The organism is Chloroflexota bacterium, from assembly GCA_026389585.1.
GTDB lineage: Bacteria > Chloroflexota > Dehalococcoidia > UBA2247 > RBG-13-53-26 > JAPLHP01.
Window position 1 is genome coordinate 1 of sequence record JAPLHP010000068.1, and the last position, 20,627, is coordinate 20,627.

22 protein-coding genes are annotated in these 20,627 nt (G+C 52.5%); 7 read left to right on the forward strand and 15 right to left on the reverse strand.

The genetic code is table 11. The annotated features are described in order from the left end of the window. Positions 1 to 143 precede the first annotated feature (143 nt). Positions 144 to 734 (reverse strand): NAD(P)H-dependent oxidoreductase, encoded by a 591-nt coding sequence (locus NTZ04_05500; GenBank protein MCX5991767.1) that lies wholly within the window; start codon positions 732 to 734, stop codon positions 144 to 146. A 476-nt stretch (positions 735 to 1,210) separates the two neighbouring features. Here NTZ04_05500 and NTZ04_05505 point away from each other — a divergent pair, with 476 nt between their 5' ends. Continuing rightward, a complete protein-coding gene (locus tag NTZ04_05505) occupies positions 1,211 to 1,768 on the forward strand; it encodes a MarR family transcriptional regulator (GenBank protein MCX5991768.1) in 558 nt (185 codons plus the stop codon). Between the two features lie 107 nt (positions 1,769 to 1,875). Here the strand turns inward: NTZ04_05505 and ubiE are convergent, their stop codons facing one another. The 4 genes from ubiE to gatB all read right to left on the reverse strand — a co-directional run bounded on the left by ubiE (position 1,876) and on the right by gatB (position 5,237). Further along, on the reverse strand, positions 1,876 to 2,562 hold the full coding sequence (ubiE, locus tag NTZ04_05510) for a bifunctional demethylmenaquinone methyltransferase/2-methoxy-6-polyprenyl-1,4-benzoquinol methylase UbiE (GenBank protein MCX5991769.1): 687 nt from the start codon (positions 2,560 to 2,562) through the stop codon (positions 1,876 to 1,878). A 151-nt stretch (positions 2,563 to 2,713) separates the two neighbouring features. Further along, positions 2,714 to 3,535 (reverse strand): SAM-dependent chlorinase/fluorinase, encoded by an 822-nt coding sequence (locus NTZ04_05515; protein MCX5991770.1) that lies wholly within the window; start codon positions 3,533 to 3,535, stop codon positions 2,714 to 2,716. 20 nt (positions 3,536 to 3,555) lie between these two features. Further along, complete coding sequence (gene secG / locus NTZ04_05520; GenBank protein MCX5991771.1) at positions 3,556 to 3,774, reverse strand: preprotein translocase subunit SecG; 219 nt, start codon at positions 3,772 to 3,774, stop codon at positions 3,556 to 3,558. Next, positions 3,774 to 5,237, reverse strand: a complete 1,464-nt coding sequence (gatB, locus tag NTZ04_05525) for an Asp-tRNA(Asn)/Glu-tRNA(Gln) amidotransferase subunit GatB (GenBank protein ID MCX5991772.1) — start codon at positions 5,235 to 5,237, stop codon at positions 3,774 to 3,776. The genes secG and gatB overlap by 1 nt, the downstream gene beginning before the upstream one ends. Before the next feature lie 147 nt (positions 5,238 to 5,384). On the opposite strand from gatB, the gene NTZ04_05530 reads away from it, so the two are divergent. The 3 genes from NTZ04_05530 to NTZ04_05540 all read left to right on the forward strand — a co-directional run bounded on the left by NTZ04_05530 (position 5,385) and on the right by NTZ04_05540 (position 7,978). After that, the gene (locus NTZ04_05530; GenBank protein ID MCX5991773.1) at positions 5,385 to 5,951 is read left to right on the forward strand and encodes a sigma-70 family RNA polymerase sigma factor; all 567 of its coding nucleotides are present in this window, start codon (positions 5,385 to 5,387) and stop codon (positions 5,949 to 5,951) included. Between the two features lie 94 nt (positions 5,952 to 6,045). Next, positions 6,046 to 7,119 carry a hypothetical protein gene (locus NTZ04_05535; GenBank protein ID MCX5991774.1) on the forward strand — a complete coding sequence of 358 codons (1,074 nt, stop codon included), beginning with the start codon at positions 6,046 to 6,048 and terminating at the stop codon, positions 7,117 to 7,119. An 88-nt stretch (positions 7,120 to 7,207) separates the two neighbouring features. Beyond that, positions 7,208 to 7,978, forward strand: coding sequence for a DUF5667 domain-containing protein (locus NTZ04_05540; GenBank protein MCX5991775.1), 771 nt, complete (start codon positions 7,208 to 7,210; stop codon positions 7,976 to 7,978). A gap of 39 nt (positions 7,979 to 8,017) precedes the next feature. On the opposite strand, the gene mnmE is transcribed toward NTZ04_05540, so the two are convergent. The 4 genes from mnmE to NTZ04_05560 all read right to left on the reverse strand — a co-directional run bounded on the left by mnmE (position 8,018) and on the right by NTZ04_05560 (position 13,229). Continuing rightward, complete coding sequence (gene mnmE, locus NTZ04_05545; protein ID MCX5991776.1) at positions 8,018 to 9,355, reverse strand: tRNA uridine-5-carboxymethylaminomethyl(34) synthesis GTPase MnmE; 1,338 nt, start codon at positions 9,353 to 9,355, stop codon at positions 8,018 to 8,020. 448 nt (positions 9,356 to 9,803) lie between these two features. Next, complete coding sequence (locus NTZ04_05550) at positions 9,804 to 10,604, reverse strand: GreA/GreB family elongation factor (protein ID MCX5991777.1); 801 nt, start codon at positions 10,602 to 10,604, stop codon at positions 9,804 to 9,806. A 39-nt stretch (positions 10,605 to 10,643) separates the two neighbouring features. Continuing rightward, positions 10,644 to 11,378, reverse strand: coding sequence for a metallophosphoesterase family protein (locus NTZ04_05555; GenBank protein ID MCX5991778.1), 735 nt, complete (start codon positions 11,376 to 11,378; stop codon positions 10,644 to 10,646). Between the two features lie 288 nt (positions 11,379 to 11,666). Next, on the reverse strand, positions 11,667 to 13,229 hold the full coding sequence (locus NTZ04_05560; GenBank protein ID MCX5991779.1) for a hypothetical protein: 1,563 nt from the start codon (positions 13,227 to 13,229) through the stop codon (positions 11,667 to 11,669). Between the two features lie 236 nt (positions 13,230 to 13,465). On the opposite strand from NTZ04_05560, the gene thiL reads away from it, so the two are divergent. Genes thiL through NTZ04_05575 form a run of 3 tightly spaced genes read left to right on the forward strand, consistent with a single transcriptional unit; the run spans position 13,466 to position 15,703 of the window. Next, positions 13,466 to 14,476, forward strand: a complete 1,011-nt coding sequence (gene thiL, locus NTZ04_05565; protein ID MCX5991780.1) for a thiamine-phosphate kinase — start codon at positions 13,466 to 13,468, stop codon at positions 14,474 to 14,476. A gap of 3 nt (positions 14,477 to 14,479) precedes the next feature. Continuing rightward, positions 14,480 to 14,905, forward strand: coding sequence for a nucleoside-diphosphate kinase (gene ndk, locus NTZ04_05570; GenBank protein ID MCX5991781.1), 426 nt, complete (start codon positions 14,480 to 14,482; stop codon positions 14,903 to 14,905). 15 nt (positions 14,906 to 14,920) lie between these two features. Beyond that, on the forward strand, positions 14,921 to 15,703 hold the full coding sequence (locus NTZ04_05575; protein ID MCX5991782.1) for an alpha/beta hydrolase: 783 nt from the start codon (positions 14,921 to 14,923) through the stop codon (positions 15,701 to 15,703). 107 nt (positions 15,704 to 15,810) lie between these two features. On the opposite strand, the gene epmA is transcribed toward NTZ04_05575, so the two are convergent. The 6 genes from epmA to NTZ04_05605 form a co-directional block, all read right to left on the reverse strand. Then, positions 15,811 to 16,740 (reverse strand): EF-P lysine aminoacylase EpmA, encoded by a 930-nt coding sequence (gene epmA / locus NTZ04_05580; protein MCX5991783.1) that lies wholly within the window; start codon positions 16,738 to 16,740, stop codon positions 15,811 to 15,813. Then, on the reverse strand, positions 16,737 to 17,306 hold the full coding sequence (gene efp, locus NTZ04_05585; protein ID MCX5991784.1) for an elongation factor P: 570 nt from the start codon (positions 17,304 to 17,306) through the stop codon (positions 16,737 to 16,739). Before efp ends, epmA begins: the two co-directional genes overlap by 4 nt. Before the next feature lie 55 nt (positions 17,307 to 17,361). Then, positions 17,362 to 18,066 (reverse strand): phosphoribosylformylglycinamidine synthase subunit PurQ, encoded by a 705-nt coding sequence (purQ, locus tag NTZ04_05590; GenBank protein ID MCX5991785.1) that lies wholly within the window; start codon positions 18,064 to 18,066, stop codon positions 17,362 to 17,364. Positions 18,067 to 18,179: 113 nt separating this feature from the next. Beyond that, complete coding sequence (locus NTZ04_05595; protein ID MCX5991786.1) at positions 18,180 to 18,635, reverse strand: GatB/YqeY domain-containing protein; 456 nt, start codon at positions 18,633 to 18,635, stop codon at positions 18,180 to 18,182. A 9-nt stretch (positions 18,636 to 18,644) separates the two neighbouring features. Further along, positions 18,645 to 18,851, reverse strand: coding sequence for a 30S ribosomal protein S21 (gene rpsU / locus NTZ04_05600; protein MCX5991787.1), 207 nt, complete (start codon positions 18,849 to 18,851; stop codon positions 18,645 to 18,647). An 89-nt stretch (positions 18,852 to 18,940) separates the two neighbouring features. Further along, a complete protein-coding gene (locus NTZ04_05605) occupies positions 18,941 to 20,383 on the reverse strand; it encodes an NAD(P)/FAD-dependent oxidoreductase (GenBank protein MCX5991788.1) in 1,443 nt (480 codons plus the stop codon). Between the last annotated feature and the right edge of the window lie 244 nt (positions 20,384 to 20,627).

The window sequence follows — 20,627 nt, forward strand, 5'->3', positions numbered from 1 at the left end:
CTGTTGGGAAACACGGGAATGAAAAAGCCATCGGGAAATATGTTAAAGAGCAAGGACGTGCATCTCAATATGTTCAGATTCACAAAGACCAACTAAGGTTACTGTGATACCCCGACGCTTGCGTCGGGGAGAATGTCATTCATTTACGGAAAGTACCTGCCCACTGATTCTCGAACCTCCTGGAGCCACTTTCTTCTCTGCTCTTCGGTGCTGATAACAACAACTCCAAACACCCTCCGATAGAAGCTGGGGACACCACATAGACCAAATAGACAATTCTTCCAGAGTGTCTCAAGTGGATCAGAGAAAACTGCATGTTCCCTTTCTGTTGATGTATTTGAGGTGTTAAATACCACGGCAACTTTCGCTCTCAGCAGACCATTTGGGACCCCTTCCCCTTTATCTCCTCCCAAGAACTCATAAGCGACACCCGGACGGATGACCCTGTCAATCCATCCTTTTATTATCGCCGGTGGTTGACCCCACCAATTCGGATGAACGACTACTATTCCGTCTGCTTCAGCAATCTCACTGCAATACTTTTCGATTTCAGGAGGCAATGGAGCATCGCTGGGGATCTCCTCCATCGGCAATACTGGATCAAATTTCTCGTCATATAGATCATGGAAGCATACTTCATGACCTTTCCCCTTAAGTGTGCCTATCGTTACGCCTGCAATTGCATGATTAAAGCTTGATTTGTTGGGATGTCCCAAAATCACTGATACTTTCATATTGCTAATTTATGTCCATTTTATGCGCAGCACCCTCTTTTATACCGTACCAGCTGTGCGAATCGTATAGTGGAGAGGAGAGGATGTCAAGCTAGTGAGCGGCGGGGTGCAACAGACAGAATCGATGGCACCCTTTTCAAGGCAGCTCTTGCCTTCGGTTGAGCAAGGCACAAATCAATATCGATTGGAGGCATATGAGATTGGGGTCTCTCAAACGCAAGGCTGCCTGGAGCTATAGTTAGCAGGAACCAGGATGGGACATTTCTAATGAGTCAAGAAGGAGGTCATTTCTAAAGAGAACTACCACATAGCTACCACATAGCCATTTGACATAGTTCCTATGGGATGTTACAATTTCACAAGATCCTGCGGCAGAAGGGAGGGCTGACCGGACGTAGATTCGGGCAGACTGAGCAGCAGGGAGGACTGCTAAGAAGGAGGAGAAGGTGCACAATTGGGAAACTGGTGATCCGTATATGACTACGTGGGTTCGGTTGCGCCAGGCCGCTGAAGCTGCGATGAGGGCTATGGAAATCGAGCTTGGCAAGCGGCAAACTACACTTGCCCAAACGGATGTTCTGCTCATCTTGAGCATGAGCAGAGTTCCTATGAGCCCCGGCGAGATATCCTCTTATGTGTTCCGGGAAAAACATAGTGTTTCTGCGCTGCTGTCTCGCATGCAGAGGGCTGGCTATGTTAGAAAGGTCAGGAGCAAGAAGGATCAGAGGGTGGTAAAGATACAGATACAGCCCAAAGGGAAAGAACTTCTTGACCGAGCACTGCCAGTCATATTGGGCTATGCCCGGGATATCCTGGTGGCCCGCTTCTCCGACAAAGAGATCAAGCAATTTGACAAGTATCTGAAGGGTTTGCGTGATGTTGCGTTGCAGGAGCTTGGAACTGAAGCAAGGTCTGTTCCACCTACTATTGAGTGGAAAACTGAGTTGGTAGGCCATTGGAAGAGTGTGTTAAAAGACTATCACACAGGCCCGAGTAAGGCTGGGCCTGCCACAGTTGCAGCAAAATCAAAGTAACCCCCGGTCTGGTTGACCTTGTTTTTCGCCAGCACTCCGTTCTGGGTTGAAATTCGGAGTGCTGGCGTAGTGTTTTTCGGACTTCAGAACAGGGTGGCAGGGGGTGGCTAGCTTTTTATTCCAGCGTGTATGGTAACAACGCCCCAGGTTAAAGGATGGAAGTGGGTGTCCTTTAGGCCAGCATGATCCATGATTCGCTTTAATTCACTTGGCTCGTAGAACTCCGCAATAGAACGAGGAAGATAGATATAAGCCTCCCTGTCTCTGGATAAGACCCAGCCAATGAGTGGCAGGATGCGGAAGAGATAAAGCTGATGGATCTTTCGGAAGAGCCGATGCCGGGGCCGGGAAAACTCGAGGCAGATTACCTTTCCCCCCCTCTTAACTACTCTGGTTGTTTCCCGCAGTGTCTTTTCAACATCAGGGACGTTTCGAAGGGCAAAGGCGATGGTGGCGCAATCGAAAGTGTTGTCTGGGAAGGGAAGGCTCTCTGAGGTTGCAAGTGCAAGCTCTGTGTTTGGGCTCTTGTTTTTGGCTATATAAAGCATCCTTTTACAGAAATCGATCCCGACAACTTTGCCTTTTGCTCCAACCCCTTTGACCAGTTCCTGGGCCAGCTTTCCTGTTCCAGTGGCTACATCGAGGATAACCTCATCCCCTTTTAACCCGAGGCTGGACACAGTAAATCTGCGCCAGTATTTATCCCGGCTAAAACTGAGCAAGGTATTAAGAAGGTCATACCTGTCGGCTATGGCTGAAAACATTCTATGAATGTATGCTGGCCTGGCTGTCATTTTCTACCGGTTGGCCCCGGGTGCGCTACGCTCTTGCACATGATATGCACACAAATGGCACATTGTGCACAATAGTGCTGCTTCTTTCTGAGCCCCATCACAGGGATCAAGCGATCTGTGACCTGTTTCGATTCTCTCATTATTGGCTGGTTTATTGACCTTTTCTTATCCTTACTTCATCACCGATTTTGACATCAAGCAAGTGAGCTGCGTTGCTGTTCTTTAGGGCTACTTCCAGATATCCGCTGCTGTCAATAAGAGCCAGTAAGCTATTAGCCTGATCGTACGCTGAGCTTAGTGAATCGATTCGTTGCCCGGCGATCTCGAGGCGAAATTTGCCGAGAGGGATGCTTTCTCTCTGGATGTCTGTGATTATGTTCCCAAAACGGTCGATGTGGAGGACGTGGCCTATCAAGTCTCCGCTTTCTGCAACTTGCGGCTGAGGGATGGGAAAGACGTTAATAGAGCTGATGGTCTTGCCGAATTCCTCAAGGGGTACACCAAGGGAGATATGGGCAACTACTGGAGCGAATATGTCGCGGCCGTGAAAGGTAGAGCTAACCGGATGGTGCCAGAATATTGGATTGGTAATCTCGAATGCCAGCAGGCCAGGCGGCAGTCCTTTGGGTTGTGCCTCGGGATGATACCCTATTGGAGAAGCGTGATAGAGAATGTAGCTTAATACACCGTTGTCCGGGGCAACAAAGATAGACTTTGGGGTCTTAACGATAATCGACCTGCGCTGGCTGCCTACTTCAGGGTCAATGATGACCATATGGATAGTACCGTCGGGGAAGTAGGAGTAGGCGGTACCCAGCACGAAAGCGCCCTGGGCAATATTTTGTGGCTCGATAGAGTGGGAAATGTCAACCAGTGTGGCGCTGGGGTTTATGCCCAGAATGGTCCCTTTCATGGCTGCCACATAGGCGTCTTCGGTGCCAAAATCTGTGGTCAGGGTGACGATTCTTTCCACTGTTGTGCGGGATTTGGGGGCTAGGTCAGCCTGAGGCTAAGTATGGAAAGGACAACAAAAATCAACACCAAGACAATGGTGAATCGGAACAGCGCCTTTTCAAGCCCTCTTCTGGTGCGGAACGTAGAGTCAGGTTGTCCAAAGATGCCCCCCAGTCCTCCCCCTCTTACCTGAAGTAAGATAACCGCGATCAGTACTACGGCAAGTATTATCTGCGCGATGTCAAAATAGGTTTCCACTAGACTCCTTCAAGCTCCTTTTGCAGTATCTCACTCACCAGCTTGGGATTTGCCCGACCCCTGGTTGCTCTCATGGCCTGACCCACTAAGAAAGTCAGGGCCTGCTCCTTACCCGCCTTGAAGTCTACCACTGCCTGGGTGTTTGCTGCAATTATCTCCCTTACTACCTGTTCCACTGCTGAGGTGTCACTGATTTGCCCCAGCCCTAGCCGGGTCGCAATCTCCTTAGGTTCTTTGCCAGTACGGAACATCTCTTCGAAGACCTTCTTGGCAGCGGGTCCGCCAATAATGCTCCGGTCGGTCATGTCGAGCAATTCTGCTAGATGGCCGGGGGCAACCTTGGATTGGTGGATCTCGATATCGGCTGAGTTGAGCCAGTGGGCAAAGTCGCCCAAAAGCCAGTTGCTCACGCTCTTGGCCCTCTTTTCCAAGGGTGTATCTTGAGACAATCTCAGACAGGTTTCGAAATAATCGGCCAGGGCCTTAGAGTTGGTAAGGATATTGGCGTCATAAAGGGGCAAGCCATACTGGGACATAAACCGATCTCGCCTCGACTCTGGAAGTTCAGGCAGACTCGACTTGGTCTCCTCTACCCAGGCTGGGCTCAATATCAAAGGGGGAAGATCAGGCTCGGGGAAATAGCGGTAGTCGTGGGCGGATTCCTTACTGCGCTGCGGTTGGGTTATACCTTTCTCCTCCACCCACCCCCTGGTTTCTTGGGCCAGGCGACCTCCCTCCTCGGCTACTTTTCTCTGACGGTTGGCCTCGAACTCAAGGGCGCGGTAGACTGCCTTGAAGCTGTTCATATTCTTCACTTCGACCTTGGCAAAGGTTTCAGGCGAGCCTGTTGGGCGTATGCTTATGTTGGCGTCGCACCTGAAGCTGCCTTCCTCCATGTTTCCTGTGGATACTCCAAGGTACTGCAGTATGGTGCGCAGCTTCATAAGGAAGATTCTGGCCTCTTCGGATGAGCGTAAATCAGGCTCGGTGACAATCTCCATCAAGGGTACCCCGGAGCGGTTGACATCGATCAGGCTATAGGACTCTCCGAAGGAGCTGGTGCGGTGCACTAATTTGGCCACATCCTCCTCTAGATGTACCCGCCTGATATTCACCTGTCTCTTCTCCCCCTCGGTTTCGAGCAATATCCGGCCCTGAACGCTGATAGGGGCGTCGTATTGGGAAATCTGATATCCCTTCATGAGATCGGGATAGGGATAGTTCTTACGATCAAATTTGGTGAATTGAGGTATGGTGCAGTTCAGGGCTAACGCAGTCATTACGGTGTACTCTACTGCCCTTCTGTTGATGGTAGGTAATACACCTGGCATGCCCAAACAGATGGGGCAAACATGGGTGTTGGGTGGAGCATTGGCGTAATCTGCGGAACAGCGGCAGAACATCTTGCTCCGGGTCAGCAGCTGAGTATGAACCTCCAGGCCGATGATGGTTTCATAGGTCATGGCGGACTTAATATAGCATGGACGAATCAAGTGTGTCTATTTGGAGACGGCCAGCCAACTATAGCTAACCTTTTGCCTCTTTTGGTGTTATATAATGTGGGGGTGATAATGCCGGATACTAAGTTAGTTTGAATGTAGGATTACCAGGTGCAACGGGAAGGGAATTTAGTACGCCGGGCTCAAGGGCAGGATCCGGAGGCCTTCGGACGGCTCTATGAGGAGCACTTCGACAGGATATATCGGTATATTGTGCTCAGGGTGAGAAACCAGGCAGATGCTGAGGATTTGACCCAGGAGGTCTTCCTCAAGGCCCTGGATTATATCGGTTCCTATCGCTGTAAGGGGATGCCCTTTTCCTCCTGGCTTTTCCGGATAGCCCATAATCAGGTGGTAGATCATTGGAAGAAGAAGAGCAGGGAGAAGGCCAGGGTGATTCCTTTGGATGAGATTGACGAAGCAAGAACGTTGCCTTCGGGTGACCCCGCAATGCTTGCCGAGCAGAAACTCAGCCTAGAACAGCTAGCTGCAGCTTGCGAGCGGCTTTCTGATGGACAGCGGGAGGTTATCTCCCTGCGCTTTGCTGGTGGATTGTCTGTAGCAGAGGCAGCCAGGGTCATGGGTAAGAGTGAGGGAGCAGTCAAGGTTCTGCAATATGCTGCACTGATGAAGCTGCGCCGAATCCTTGGCTCAAGTGAAGAAGAATCCGATGACTGATGAAACTGGCGATGGAACATGTGTGGTTGAGACTGCATCGCTCCAATTTAGGCAGGGCGAGGCTTCATGCAGGGTTGGCTGACAAGAGGATGAAATGAGACCAAGTCATAAGCCGTACATTGCTGTAGGGATAGTGTTTTTGGGGGCGCTCCTTTTTGCCGGGTTCATATTCGTCTGGCAAAGAGGCGGGCTTCCCCTTTCGAATCCGTTCTCTGAGACAGCAACACCTATCGAGACAACCATTAACGAAACTCCAGCCTCGGGGGCAACCATCCCCCAGTCATATGAATGGAGCTACGGGGGACATGAATGGACATGGAATCTGCAGATACCGGAAGGATTGTATCTATACTATCACGCAATTGAACGGGCGCCTGTGTCAGATTATTCCATCTATGTTACCCATCCTCTTGATGATAGCTTTATCAAAGGGTTAGCCGAGGAGTTGAAAAGCAGGGCTACGGAGAGGGGTTTTGACGAGGAGGAGACGGCCGACTTTGTGGCCTCTTTTGTGCAGAATCTTGTTTACCAGAGCGAAGAGGGTGAATACCCCAAATACCCAGTAGAGACACTGTTTGATCGGGGGGGTGACTGTGAGGATACTTCCATATTGACAGCGGCTCTGCTGCAGGCTATGGAGTACGATGTGGTTCTGCTCAATTTCCCTCCTGTTCTTCCTGATGAGGCCGGTCACATGGCAGTTGGGTTGGCCCTGCCGGCGATTTCCGGGGGCTACAAGTACAATTTCGATGGGGAAGATTATTACTACCTGGAAACAACGTCTGTGAGCAAAGCGGGAGAGATTCCAGACAACTATAGAGGCAGAGATCCTACGGTCTACAAGATACTGCCCATCCCCGTCTTGAAGTTCACTGATGAACTCAGGTGGACTACTTACAGTAGGTGGCTTGCCGAGGAGACCCTTACTCTTGAAGTGACCGTAACCAACTGGGGAACAGCAGATGCCAAAGGGGTTTATGTTCGTGCTTTCTTTGTCGGTGACGAGGCGAATGCCAAGACAAGTGCACCCTTCGACCTGAAATATGGCTATCAGATATCTCCTGTGACTGTGGAAAAGGTTGTGATGCCGGCAGGAGGAGTCACCCTCTGTGTGGAGCTTTTCGAGGGTGGTGTTAAGGTGGAGGAGTGGATCGAGCAGGTTAGCTAGGAGCAAGGGGCCGGGTTCCTTGATCAAGAAGGTGCTAACCTTTGGCGGAGTTTTTCGTTATACAGGTTAGGGAGTGGTGGACAAGCCGATGGCTGAGCGATTTGGGAATATTCTAGATGAATGCATAGAACGATTGCTCCAAGGGGAGAGTGTGGAGCACTGTCTGGAGCGCTATCCAGAGCATGCAGTGCAATTGGAGCCGCTGCTTCGAGTTGCCAAAGCAACTCGAGAGACGTCTTCTGTCGAGCCCCGGCCGGAGTTCAAGGCACAAGCCAGGTATCAGATTGAGTCGTTGCTCCATGCCAAGGGGCAGAAGGCTGGGCCGAGGAGGCTTCCTCTGGTTAGCTGGGTGCCTCGGTGGGCGGTTGTGGTGGCTGCTGTTTTTCTGGCGATTCTTCTGGCTGGCAGTGGCACGGTGGCTGCCTCCTCCAGCAGCCTCCCCGGCGGTACCCTCTACCCGGTGAAGACGGCAACTGAGCGGGTGTGGTTGAGTATGACCTTTTCAGATACTGCCAGAGCAAGGCTTCAGGCCAAATTTGCTGATCGGCGGGTTGCGGAGATGGCGAGGATGGCCGAGCGAGGCTATACCGAGGGAATGGAAGAACTGGCCGCGCGATTCAGTGCTCATCTGAAGAAAATAGAGGAGCTGGCTGCGCGCATAAGGGCAGCAAATCCAGAAGATGAGGCAAAGATTACTGCTCTGAGAGAAATCTTGTATCGCAATATGGCTCGGGATGTGGCTATTCTCCAGGCTGCACAAGGAAGAGCTCCATTGAGAGCAAGGCCTGCCATTGAACTGGCCAAGAATAAGTTAATGGATAGATACGAGGAGGCCCTTAGAGCTCTTGATAACAAATAGAGTTAGTAGCCTTCATGCGGCTTCTTATGAGGGTGTTCGCTATTTGCCGATGCAGAAGTTGCTGAAAATAGTCTCCAGGAGGTCTTCCTGAACTGTCTCGCCGGTGATCTCTCCGAGGGCATTGAGGGCGGCAGTCAGATCAATGGTGACGAAGTCGTCAGGCATACCTGAATCGATATCTGACAAGGCCTGGATTAGACCTCTCCCGGCTCTTTCCAGGGCATCTTTGTGGCGAGGATTGTTCACAATGGGGGCATCAGAGACAAAAACCTTTCCCCCGAGGGCTATCCTGACCATCCTTTCCTCGAGTTGGGCGATACCATCCCCCGAAAGGGCTGAGATAAAGACTACCTCCCGTCCTAATTCATCAGGCTTGGCCTGGTGGGGCAAATCATACTTATTGGCCACTATTAAAGCTGTCTTGTTGCCTATGAGATCCAATATCTCTTTGTCGGTCTTTGTTATCGGCTGACTCATATCAATGACTGCAAGAACAAGGTCAGCCTGCTCTATGGCCTTTTGGCTGCGTGCTACTCCCAGGGATTCTACAATATCCTGGCTATGGATAATTCCAGCAGTATCCACCAGGATAAAAGGAACGCCATCTATATTTGACACCTCTTCTATGGTGTCCCGGGTGGTTCCGGGGACAGGGGTGACAATAGAGCGGTCTTCGCGGAGAAGCTGGTTCAGCAGGCTTGACTTGCCCACGTTGGGTCGCCCTACGATAGCGGTCCTCACGCCCAAGCGATAGACCATGCCGGTATCCGCAGTGGAGAGTAGCTCTTGCAGGCTTTGCAGGGCTTCATTTAATGGTCGAATTACTTCCTGTGGTTCTATCTCATCTTCAGGGAAATCTATTCTGGCGGTGAGATAGGCCAGGACTGACATTAATTTGCTACGAATGGTCTTGATGGCTACGGAGAGGCGACCCTCGAGTCCCTGGATAGCCAGCCGCAGGCTAGCATCAGTCCTGGCACGGACTATATCCAGGACTGACTCAGCCTGAGCCAGATCTATCCTGCCGTTAAGGAAGGCCCTCAATGTGAACTCGCCGGGATGGGCCAGCCTTGCTCCGTGGTACAGCGCCAGTTTCAGTATGTGCTGAAGGGGTAAGGGCCCCCCATGGCAGTTGATCTCCACCACATCCTCTCTGGTATATGTATGAGGTGCGGCCATATAAGAGACCAGCACCTCATCTATCACCTCGCTGGTTTCAGGGTCGACAATGTGTCCATAGCTAAGGCGGCGGTTGGCAAGCTTGCCTCGGAAGACAGCCTCCGCAATGCGGCGAGCCCCGGTGCCGCTGAGGCGGACAATCCCCACACCACCTTCACCTAAAGGTGTGGATATGGCAGCGATGGTATCCTGGTACATTTCACTTCATAATATAGCATCTGATGAACCAGATAAGCACGCTGGCGTGCAGTGCCCAAGCCAGTGCTTAGTTGCAGGAATAGGCGTTATTCACTTTGTGGGGGGGAGACCCCTTCGCTCAGGGTGACAAACCGCATAAATATAATTCTGACATATTGCCCACTGCGTCGGGTCGTCCTTCCGCAGAAGGACGACAGCCACCACGCTTAGGGGTCATTCCTGAAAAAGCCGACCATGTCATTCTGCTTGGCCATTGTGTCATTCTGAGCGTAGCGAAGAATCTCGGAAGAACCCCGATTGTTACGCTGACTTGTGCCACCAGGCACTAACTCATGGATTGAGGTAGCGTTCCTTGATGTAGGAGCAAAGGATAATACCCTTAGTCTTCTCGGGCCAAAAGCATAGTACAGAGTGTGCTGCGGTAGTGTGGATTTGGCTTTTCTTGGGGCTATTCGATTCGCTGGATCTGGTAGTGCAGTTCACCTGCTGGGGCGGTTACTTTCACCACGGCGCCCTGGGGTTGGTTCAAGAGCGCTTTGCCTATGGGGGAGATGATCGATATCTTGCCATTTGCCGGGTTAGCCTCGTTCTTAGTGACCAGGGTATAGGTCAGCTCTTTCCCGGAAGCGATATCGCGTAGAACGACCTTGGTTCTCAGCCTCACGGTAACAGTAGGGGTTTCCATTGGTTTCTCTGCCTCGACTAATACTCCAGTGGTGATGGCAGTCTGTATTTCTTTCATTCGGGCTTCTATGTGATCGCGGTGCTCTCTAGCTGCGTGCAGCGGGGCATTTTCGCGGAAATCCTTGTCGGCGGCGGCTATGCGCATCTCCTCTGCGACGTGTACACGCTCTTCCGCCAGGGAAGAAAGTTGTGACTTCAACAGGGCATAGTCCTCGGCTGTCAGAGCGATCTGCTGCTTTGGCTTGGTGGGTATGGGAGTCTTGGACGAGGTCTGTTTTGTCCTGAGGTGTGGAGCCAAGCTGGTCTTGATGAGCTTCTCCTTCTTGGCATAGGTTAGCAGGGATCTCACCGGCTCAAGCTTCTTGGTAGCATCACCAGTCGATGCGGCTACCGACTCAGCGTAGTTGGCTATTACCACGGGGGTGATTTGACTGATGAGGCGTTCCTTGCCATACCAGAGGGCAAATCTATTTACTTCTTGCTGCTTTTCCTTTCTTTCTTCTGGTGGCAGTGAAGTAAGAAAGGCCAGGGCCACCGCTTCCAAGGTAAAGCCTTGTTTCTCCATACCGATACACTGGCTATCTTATCACAACTGGGGCATATCTTACCACCCCACACTCAAACGGTTGGCCAGGCTGAGGGGCAGGTCTGAATCCATCATCTTTTGCTGGGTGAGCGAGATATCATATTCGACGCGGTAGTGATGGAGTAGCCCTTCTTCAATGTCAAGGATGGCGTAGCTGGCCCTGGGGTTACCATCTCTTGGCTGTCCTACTCCACCGCAATTGATGACGAGGCGGTTTCTTCCCTGTTTCAGCGGCAATTCGCTGGGCATGTGGTAATTCTGGCAGAGGTTATCCTGATCAAGCTCGAAAACCAGCGGTGCATGGGAGTGGCCTATAAAGCAGAATCTGGTATCAAAGTAGGCGAAGTTGTCCAGCGCGGATTCCGTAGAGAGGAGGTACTCCCAGACGGGATCTCTGGGGCTGCCGTGGACGAGGGTGAAATCGCCCTGGCACAGGGTTAGGGGTAGACTATGCAGGTAAACGATATCTTCACGGGTCAGCCTCTCAGCAGTCCAGTGACAGGCAGCCGCAGCCTCGGGATTGAAGGATGAGGTATCTATGTTGCCTATTGCCGCCCAGTCGTGGTTGCCGGCAACGCAAAGGTGACGATGCTGACGCAGAAGCTGGATACATTCATGCGGGTCAGGACCGTAGCCGACCACGTCGCCGAGGCACCATATTTCCTCAGCTCCGCCCCTCTTCTTCAAATCCTCCAGTACGGCCTGGAAAGCTGCCAGGTTGCTGTGAATGTCAGCCAGAATAGCATAGCGCATCTCGAAAGCCTGGGTTACTATAGCAGGCCTGAGAGTTTTTGACCAGAAAGACTGAAAGCCAGTTTGTCATAGTCACGCATGTTGACTGTCAACATTACACTCATCATTTTGAGCAATAAGATTACGCTGCATACTCCACGCGCTGCTCGCGGTGCTCGGCGTTATCGTCTTCTGCGGTCTCGCTGCCGCTTTCGTGTGCCCATCCCAGCCTCGCTCTTCGCCAGGGTGCGACCCTCCCCCGCAGCCCGCGCCTTTGCCGTTTCGGGCGGGTTCCCTCACTCAGGGTGTTTATCCCCTCTGCATCTGTGCGCCACAGCCCCTCTTGACTTTGACAAGGCGTTTTATCACTGACTCCCTGCCCTCGATCCCGAGCAGTTCATAGCGCACCACCTTGGCCGCCTCGTTCTTCTTCTCCGTGGTTACGTGCTTGTGTTTTCCGCCATGCACAAAGTAACTTCTTGCGTCAATCATGCGCTGAAGGCAATGAGTAAGTGACCACCACATGAAATTTTGATCTTCCCTCTGCAGATGCCCAGTTATCTCAGCAAGACCTTGCGAAGCCCTTCTCTCATATTCCAACCTCTTTTTCATCCTGGTGAGAGGCTGCTTCGGTCCTTTGTTGTCTTTGTCGTCTTTGTTGGCATCCATCTCAGTATTCAGAGACGGACAGACGTATACCAGCAGTTCCGCCAATGCAGAATGATATTCCTCTAACATACTGCGAATCTGGCTCTGATACTGGCTGCTATCCGCGGACTCCTCACCCGCTCTCAGCCAGCTTGTCTCTGCATTCAGCAAATGCTGTCCCACTTCGGCCACGAGTTCGTCATAGACATCTCTCAAGAAGTTGTCCTGCAGATTCTCTCTTGCCTGCCTCTGAGTCCGTTTTTGACAATCAGCAAATGTTGCAGCCTTCTCCCAATAAACCCGGCCTTCCCAATCCGTCCCATCTCTGTCCGTAAGCACAACATCATCGATGAAACCTGCCTGGCCAATCTGCTTGCAGGCCTGCTGAACCGCACCCCAGTCTCTGACCGTATCAACGTGAGCTCTGATCTCCTCAAAAACAAGGGCCGCGTCTTGGGCATCAAAGTCACCCCGCGAATGGGGTAGATACGTAAACGTCCGGTCAACCCACGGCATGAAAGTAGCTTGCTTTCCGGTGTTGTCGTCATAGCGTGTGTCAGAACTGTGAAACTGAGTAGGATACAGGAAGTACACTGCGACAGCCATCGCACCAAGTGCCTCCTCATACTTCCCCTGTTTGGTTTGCCATAGAGCAAGCTCAAGCGCAATTATTCCGTAGACAAGAACCACCGACAGTCTGAAGAGGTCGCTATCCAATTGGTCGCGTCCCCAATACGGGTCGTTCTGTGCTTCTCCGATTCCTTTATAGAATTCATTCAGGAATGAGGTGTCTCCTAAGTGGTCTGCAACCCCAAATGCCTTCAAGGCCGTTGGGCATTTTCCCAAATCGACGTCCGGTCCAATCAGTGAAACGGCGAGCGTTCCAGCGAGTTGCAGCTTCACGAAGGCCTGACCATCGAGTTGATCCTTCCCACCGCTAGGCACCCTACCCAGCATCGCCTCGATCTGCCTGACCTGCTTCTCCGTCAATTGCAGTGGTTGCTCTCCATTCAGATAGACGGTCCAGAAAAGCGCCACAGCCGCCTCGCGGTAGCCCAGGTTTCCCCCCAGGTTATCAAGATGGCTGTCCACGTTAGCAAACCAGTAGTCCTTGTTCTCCCGTAGCCATGCCCATGCCTTGCCTCTATACCACGATTTCCATTCGCAGTACTTTGGCAACTCTGGCTTTCGCCGTTCCCCTGGAGGCTTAGGACTCTCATCCATTTCCATACGCTCCTTCGCGCCTTTGCATCATCCAACCCGAGATGGGCACTGATGCACATATGATAGCACTTTCATCACCCCCTTCAGCCACCCCAAACGTCTTGCCCAGGCAATTGCCCTAACGTCCTTCCCCACGGCGTCGCCCTTCCGACAGCTGGCCGGCATTAAATGGCGAAGGCCGCCCTCCGCACTGTTTTTGATTGTTTGAATACACACGATTGAGGTTCAAGCTTCGATTGGCTATAATCTTGCCGATGAAGGTCTCTGAACTCGGTGAATTTGGACTGATTGAGCTTCTTTCGGGGATAGTTCCTCAGGGCGGCAGAGAGCACAAGGTTGTGGCAGGCATTGGTGATGATGCTGCAGCCTGGCGGGGCGATGGTTTCACTGTGCTGGCGACTACCGATGCGCTGGTCCAAGGGGTGCACTTTATGGCGGATAGCCCCTGGTGGGAGCTGGGCTGGAAGGCGGTTGCGGTGAACCTGAGTGATATTGCTGCTATGGGCGGTGTGCCACGGTATGCTCTGGTGGCGCTTTCCCTGCCAGCAGATACTGAGGTGGATAACGTGGTCCAACTTTACCGGGGTATGGCGGAGTTGGCGAACCAATTCAACGTGGCCATTGTGGGTGGGAATACTACCAGTGCGCCAGTGGTGATGATCACTATGACGGTGATAGGCCAGGCCCAGAGCGAGGGTATGCTGACCAGGTCGGCGGCAGTGCCAGGTGACCTGATAGCTGTCACGGGCTACCTGGGGTCTTCGGTGGGGGGGTTGATGATGCTAACCCACAATCTCCGGTTCGCTCCGGAAACCGCTGACTTTCTGAGGAAGGCCTATCTTCAACCACAGCCGAGGGTTGTTCAAGGGCAGCTCTTAGTAAGACAAGGGGTGCGGGCGGGTATGGATATCAGCGACGGATTGATAGCTGACCTTGGTCATCTGTGCAAAGCGAGCAGGGTTGGTGCCATCGTGAGGGCGGGCCAGATCCCCATCCACCCCACGGTGAGGGCAGCTTTCCCGGAAGACTCCATTAATTTCGCTTTGACTGGTGGTGAAGACTACGAGCTCTTGTTTGCAGCCAATAAAGAGACTATCGACAATGTGGGGAATTCGCCTGAGGCCGACTGTCCTGTGACCGTGATTGGTGAGATAATCAGCGGATCGGGGATATCTTTGTTGGGAAAGGATGGGAAGCCTTCCCGTGTCGATAAAAAGGGGTGGGACCATTTCAAGAAAGGGGGCTAGAAAGTGCTGAGAACCCTGGTACTGGTTAAACCTGATGGGGTGCAGAGGGGCCTTACAGGGGAGATAATTTCACGCCTGGAGAAGAAGGGGCTGAAGATTGTGGCCCTGAGGATGCTCCAGATGGACAAGGCTATGGCCAGGCGCCACTATGCCGTCCATGAGGGGAAGCCCTTTTTCCCCGGCCTGGTGGATTTCATAACGTCGGGCCCTATTGTAGCGGTGGTGGTTGAAGGTGAAAGGGCTGTGGAAGTAGTGCGCCAGATGATGGGTGACACAGATCCCATCAAGGCTGCGTCTGGAACAATAAGAGGGGACTTCGGATTGGACATCGGCCAGAACCTGATTCATGGCTCTGATTCCGAAGAGAATGCGCGGAAGGAGATCAGCCTGTTTTTCCCTGGATATGAAACGCCGGGCAAACCGGGTTAATGAGCCAGGGGCAGCATGTCTTATCAAGATGATTACTCCGCACTGGATAGGCCAGAACTGGTTCGATTCGTTTTCTATCCGCGGCAGTGGCACAGCCAGCCACCACCGAACGCGACTGATCACGCCGTGTCTGTAGACAGCGGTGTTTCCATCACCTGCCGGTTCTACGTGGAGGATCGCGGCGCACCGAGCATCCTGTACTTTCACGGCAATGGTGAGGTGGTCAGTGATTATGACTATACTGCTCCTATCTACAATCAACTGGGAGTGAATCTGTTTGTGGCTGACTATCGGGGTTATGGTGCGAGTGGCGGCAGGCCGACCTTCAGCAGTATGGTGGCTGATTCCCATAGCATATTCGAGTATTTTATAGCAGTTCTGCTTAAGGGTGGTTACAGAGGCAAGACCTTTGTGATGGGACGCTCTCTGGGGAGTGTGTCTGCCATTGAGCTGGCCGCGCGTTATGAGGACAAAATCAATGGCCTGGTTATTGAGAGCGGGTTTGCCAGCACAGTGAGGCTGATGACACGCCTGGGCTTCTCAAGGGACTTCCTGGGCATAAAAGACTTCGGATTTCCCAATCTATCGAAGATCCGAACCATCACCCTGCCGACTCTGATCATTCACGCCGAGTGTGACAGCCTCATCCCCCTTGAGGAAGCCAAAGATCTCTTTGAGAACGCGGCTGCTAAAGAGAAGCGCCTGCTGATCATTCCTGGGGCTGACCACAATGACATCATGATGACGGATACGCAGGCCTATTTCAGAGCTATCGGGGAATTCACCTTTGCCAAATAGCTTTTAGTCTCCATTCCCTGGCATTATCTAATCATTTCTTGGAAATGAAGGCATCTTGTGGTGTGCGTGGCACTTGGAATACCGGTTGACTTCGTGTTTACCCGGTGCTACGCCATGTCGCGGGGGAAGGCCATGACATTGTCGATGGAGTTGGCGTCACAAAACAGCATGGCCAGCCGGTCTACGCCGAGGGCATTGCCTCCGCATGGGGGGAGGCTGGCTACAGCCTTGAGGAAGCGCCGGGGCATAAGGATGTGTTGACTCCCCGCTTGCTCCAGCCGCTCAATCTCTGACTGAAAGCGCTGTTCCAGTTCGGTGGCATCGATGAGTTCGCTATAAGCGTTGGCTATCTCAAGCCCACCGATAAACACCTCGGCCCGTTCGGACACCAGCGGATCTGCGGACTTCAGCCGAGCCATGGAGGCATTGGCAGCAGGGTAATCCAGGAGTACCGTAGGCCGGTTGGGCGCAAAGTTCGGCATTACCTTGTCGACCAGGTCGATGTCAAATCGCTCTGGGTCGGGGTTGGAGGTGGGGTCCCAGTGAGCGTGATCAAGGAAAGCCTGGCGCACAGTCGTGATGGGCCATGGCGGAACCAGATCAATGTCTCTGCCCTGGTAGTGGATGGTTGAGCCCAGGTGCAGATTAGTGGCAATAGAGAGTACCAGGCGTTCAGTATCCTGGATAATCTGCAGGTACCCGGCGTTGCGGCGGTACCATTCGAGCATGGTGAATTCCGGATTGTGTAATTTGCCACGCTCTCCCTTACGGAAACATTGGCAGATCTGAAAGATGTTCCCATAACCAGCGGCAAGCAGGCGCTTCATGTGCATCTCTGGGGACGTTGAGAGGAACCAGCCATTGACTGCAAAGGGCGTGATGTATTGTTCCGGGGCAACTGTGGGCACCAGGAGGGGTGTCTCCACTTCTAAGAAGCCTTCGTTAATGAAGAAGGCGCGAATGGCATCGAGAATAGAGGCACGACGCTCAAGATTGGTCTTGATTTGGATGAGGCGCAGGGATTCCGCCCGAGTCATGCCTTATTTTTACCGGTGCGTTCCACGTAGGTGCCTGTTCGGGTATCCACTTTGATGATGTCTCCCTCTTTCACGAAGGGGGGCACTCCTACTGTGGCGCCTGTTTCCAGAACGACCATCTTCTGCTGAGCGGTGACGGTATCTGTCTTAGTGGTGGTGGTGCTTTCGACCACTGCCAATTCGACGAACTTTGGCAGGTTTATATCGATAATCTTGCCATGCATACTGAGCGCGGCAACTACGAAGCCTTCCTTGAGGAAGGCCGCTCTTGTTCCGAGCTGTTCCTTACTCAGAGAGTGCTGCTCGAAGGTCTCAGTATCCATGAAGGTAAATTGTCCGCCTTCCTCATAGAGATACTGCATATCGTGGCTGGCAATGCTGACCTCCTCAACCTTTTCCCCAGAATGATAGGTCAACTCCTTGTTAGTGCTATCAAAAAGGTTGCGGAGCTTGAGGCGATATATGGCGCGGCCTTTCCCGGGTTTCACAAAATTTACATCCTCTACAGCGAACGGAGCGCCATCGATCAGTATCTTCGTATTCTTCGTTACCTCTGAGATTTCCATTGCTGCCACACTCCTTATCCTCTCGGGGCGTCCTGCCTCATGACTTTGAAATGTGCTAGACCCTCACTCGCCTTTGCCAATTTGTTACCAGAGACTCGAAGATAAAATTCCCATCCACTCCGCCGATTATCTCTTCGCAGGAACGCTCGGGGTGAGGCATCATCCCAAGCACGTTGCCTTTCTTATTGGTAATACCGGCGATGTTATGCAGAGAGCCGTTGGGGTTTGCCTCCCGGGTTATCTCGCCTTTCGGGCTGGAGTAACGGAAGGCGATCTGTTTATTTGCCTCCAACTCCTGTAGGGTGGCTTCATCGGCGTAGTAATTCCCATCGTAGTGTGAAACAGGGATGCGAAGTACCTGTCCCTTTCTGCATTGTGAGGTGAAGGGTAAGGAGGTGTTTTCCACCCGCAGGTAAACTGGCTGACATCTATATTGGAGGTGGTTGTTGGTCATAAGGCAGCCGGGGAGCAGCCCTGACTCGCAGAGAATCTGGAAGCCATTGCAGATGCCGAAGACAAGGCCGCCGCGGCGGGCGAAACGCTCTACTTCGGCCATTATGGGTGAGAAGCGGGCAATAGCGCCAGGGCGGAGGTAGTCGCCATAGGAAAAGCCACCGGGGAGGAGAACGCAGTCGTAGCCAGAGAGATCAGTGTCCCGGTGCCAGATATAGCTCACTGGCTGAGCGAGGATCTTGTCAATGACATAGTAGCAGTCCGTGTCGCTCCAGGTGCCGGGGAACACAATTACGCCGAATTTCAACGTATTACTTCCGCCAGCTCAATAGGGGGGATACACAGGCTATTCTCGCAAGAGCGCTTCGATTTCAGGTTGAGTGATTTCATAAGTAAGGAGCTATTCCACAGGCTGATGGTTCATGAACCATCTAGCAGCTCCGATACCACATTGCTTACTTCAGCGCCTGGTGCTTTCCCCTTGAGTTGAGCCATGAGCTTCGACATCACCTTGCCTTTGTCACCGGGGCCCTGTGCCTCCACCTCTTTAATCACCTGGCGAGCGGCAACCAGGATTTCCTCCCTGGACATCTGTTGAGGCAGATATTCCAGCAGAACAGCAAGCTCACCCTCCTCTTTGGCGACCAGGTCACTGCGGTTTCCCTTGCGAAAGGCATCTATGCTTTCCCGATGTTGTTTTGCCTGTTTGTTAATGACGGCTACTACGTCGCCGTCATCCATGGGGGCATCTCTGCCTTTGGCAATCTGAGCGTTGTTAATGTTTGCTATCAACAAACGAAGAACTAAAAGACGGGCTTTGTCGCCTGCTTTCAGGGTGTGGTTGAGGTCATCTCTCAACCTTTGTAGTAAAGACACCTTACCCTCTTACTGTTCTCGTGGAACGAAGGTCCTTGGGCCTCTGCCGCTCTTGCGTTTCTTGGTAGCCTCTTTTTTCTTGTTCTTTACGCTGAGCTTCTCGTAGGATCCCCGGCGTCTGATCTCAGCGAGGATACCATCCTGCTGCACTCTTCTATTGAACCTGCGCAGCAGGCTCTCGAAGCTCTCGTTATCACCGATGTTTACGTCGGCCACATATCATCCCCCCTCCCGGTTAGGATTCGGTTTTGCCTTGTCTTTATTGTTTTCAGTGTAATGTATTGTATATTCTAGGATAGAAAGCGTCAACTAAGGCCTGTTGAAAAGGATGTAGTGGAGTCTTCTGCTAGTTTCAAGATTTTTCTCAGTATCTCGCGGGCGGCTATGACGCCAGAAGCCGAGGCTTGGACCAGTCCGCGGCTGACTCCGGCTCCATCCCCGATAGCAAACACGCCAGGTATTTCAGTCTCCATATTCTGGCTGATCTGAAGTCGGCAAGAGTAAAATTTGACCTCGACTCCATAAAGGAGGGTGTGGCGTGAGGCAACCCCGGGGCAGAGTTTATCCATGGCCTGCAGCATCTCTACGATGCCTTTGAGATGGCGGTAAGGGAGGACGAAGCTGAGGTCACCCGGGGTCGCGTTCTTCAGGGTAGGTTGGACAATGCTCCGCTCTAAGCGCTCCGGGGTAGACCGGCGTCCTTCCTGAAGATCTCCAAGTCGCTGCACGAGTACACCATCACCGAGGATATTGGCCAGGCGGGCAAGGTATTTACCGTAGGCTATAGGTTCCCGGAATGGATGAGTGAAGGCGGTGCTGACTAGAAGGGCAAAATTGGTGTTACCCGTCTTGCGGTGAGCGTAACTATGTCCATTTACGGTGACCACGGGATCACTTCCCCCTGTAGACTCCAGGGTCACCTCTCCGCCGGGGCACATGCAGAAAGTCCTCACGCGATCATCAAAGGTATTGGTGAAGAACTCCAGCTTTGACTCATATAATGTGTCGGTCAACTCCTCCAGCACAGCACTGGGTAATTCCACCCTGACGCCCACGTCAACGGGGTTGTTATACAGGGTGAGCTTCAATCGGTTGGCTTCCTGAGCCAACCAGTCGGCACCCTCTCTGCCTGGAGCAAGGATCAGATAATCACACTCTAGCTGCTCACCATCTTCAGTCTGGATTCCTTTTACGCCGGTGTTATCTGCCAGGATGATGGATGCCGCCCTCTCTACTTCGATGTCTACCCCGGTAGAAAGAAAGTTGTGCATTGACCTGAGAATCTCACGGCAATGTTCCGTGCCAAGATGGCGGATGGCCACCGGAATAAGGTGCAACTCAGCCAGGATCGCTTTCCGAGACAGTTGCTCTACCTTATCACCCACGCCGTAGAGTCTGTTCGTTGCCCCAAACCGGAGGTAGACCTCGTCTACATAGCGGATGAGTTCAAACGCCTTTTCCTCCCCGAGGTACTCCTTCAGATGCCCCCCGACGTGTGGGGAGAGGGTCATTTTGCCATCGCTGAAGGCACCTGCTCCTCCCAGACCGCTTACCAGGTTGCAGGGAGAGCAAGAGAGACATTTAACGTTCTTGTCGTTCTTGTCCGATACAAGGCAATTGCGGTTCTCCAGGTCCTTGCCCTTCTCCAGGAGGAGGGTTTTGATCCCTGCTGCCCGGGATAGCTCAAGGGCGGCAAATATGCCCGCTGGCCCACCACCGACGATAATGACATCATATTTTCTTGGCACTTCTCCCTCCAATGGCAGCTAAAGCCTTGTCTATCCTTTCCCAGCCCTTATCCAGGGTCTAACTACCGCCCAAGATAGCATAGGATACTTTTACGATGCAAATCTGTTGTTGTCCAGCGAAAATGTCACCCTAATTGTTCAGCGAATTTGTCACCCCTTGTCATAAAAGGCTTTGTAAGATCTACGCCAAGGATGATGCGGACCTGGCTTGTGTCCATTACTGCGGAGCGGGCGGTTGACCATG

What these genes read in the sequence shown, in the direction of transcription:
- gatB (MCX5991772.1), bottom strand. Translation starts at nt 5,237, where the DNA reads ATGACCTATGAAACCATCATCGGCCTGGAGGTTCATACTCAGCTGCTG.
- NTZ04_05575 (MCX5991782.1), top strand. Translation starts at nt 14,921, where the DNA reads ATGTCTTATCAAGATGATTACTCCGCACTGGATAGGCCAGAACTGGTT.
- NTZ04_05540 (MCX5991775.1), top strand. Translation starts at nt 7,208, where the DNA reads ATGGCTGAGCGATTTGGGAATATTCTAGATGAATGCATAGAACGATTG.
- efp (MCX5991784.1), bottom strand. Translation starts at nt 17,306, where the DNA reads ATGGAAATCTCAGAGGTAACGAAGAATACGAAGATACTGATCGATGGC.
- NTZ04_05535 (MCX5991774.1), top strand. Translation starts at nt 6,046, where the DNA reads ATGAGACCAAGTCATAAGCCGTACATTGCTGTAGGGATAGTGTTTTTG.
- NTZ04_05500 (MCX5991767.1), bottom strand. Translation starts at nt 734, where the DNA reads ATGAAAGTATCAGTGATTTTGGGACATCCCAACAAATCAAGCTTTAAT.
- mnmE (MCX5991776.1), bottom strand. Translation starts at nt 9,355, where the DNA reads ATGTACCAGGATACCATCGCTGCCATATCCACACCTTTAGGTGAAGGT.
- NTZ04_05555 (MCX5991778.1), bottom strand. Translation starts at nt 11,378, where the DNA reads ATGCGCTATGCTATTCTGGCTGACATTCACAGCAACCTGGCAGCTTTC.
- NTZ04_05560 (MCX5991779.1), bottom strand. Translation starts at nt 13,229, where the DNA reads ATGGATGAGAGTCCTAAGCCTCCAGGGGAACGGCGAAAGCCAGAGTTG.
- ubiE (MCX5991769.1), bottom strand. Translation starts at nt 2,562, where the DNA reads ATGACAGCCAGGCCAGCATACATTCATAGAATGTTTTCAGCCATAGCC.
- NTZ04_05505 (MCX5991768.1), top strand. Translation starts at nt 1,211, where the DNA reads ATGACTACGTGGGTTCGGTTGCGCCAGGCCGCTGAAGCTGCGATGAGG.
- NTZ04_05550 (MCX5991777.1), bottom strand. Translation starts at nt 10,604, where the DNA reads ATGGAGAAACAAGGCTTTACCTTGGAAGCGGTGGCCCTGGCCTTTCTT.
- epmA (MCX5991783.1), bottom strand. Translation starts at nt 16,740, where the DNA reads ATGACTCGGGCGGAATCCCTGCGCCTCATCCAAATCAAGACCAATCTT.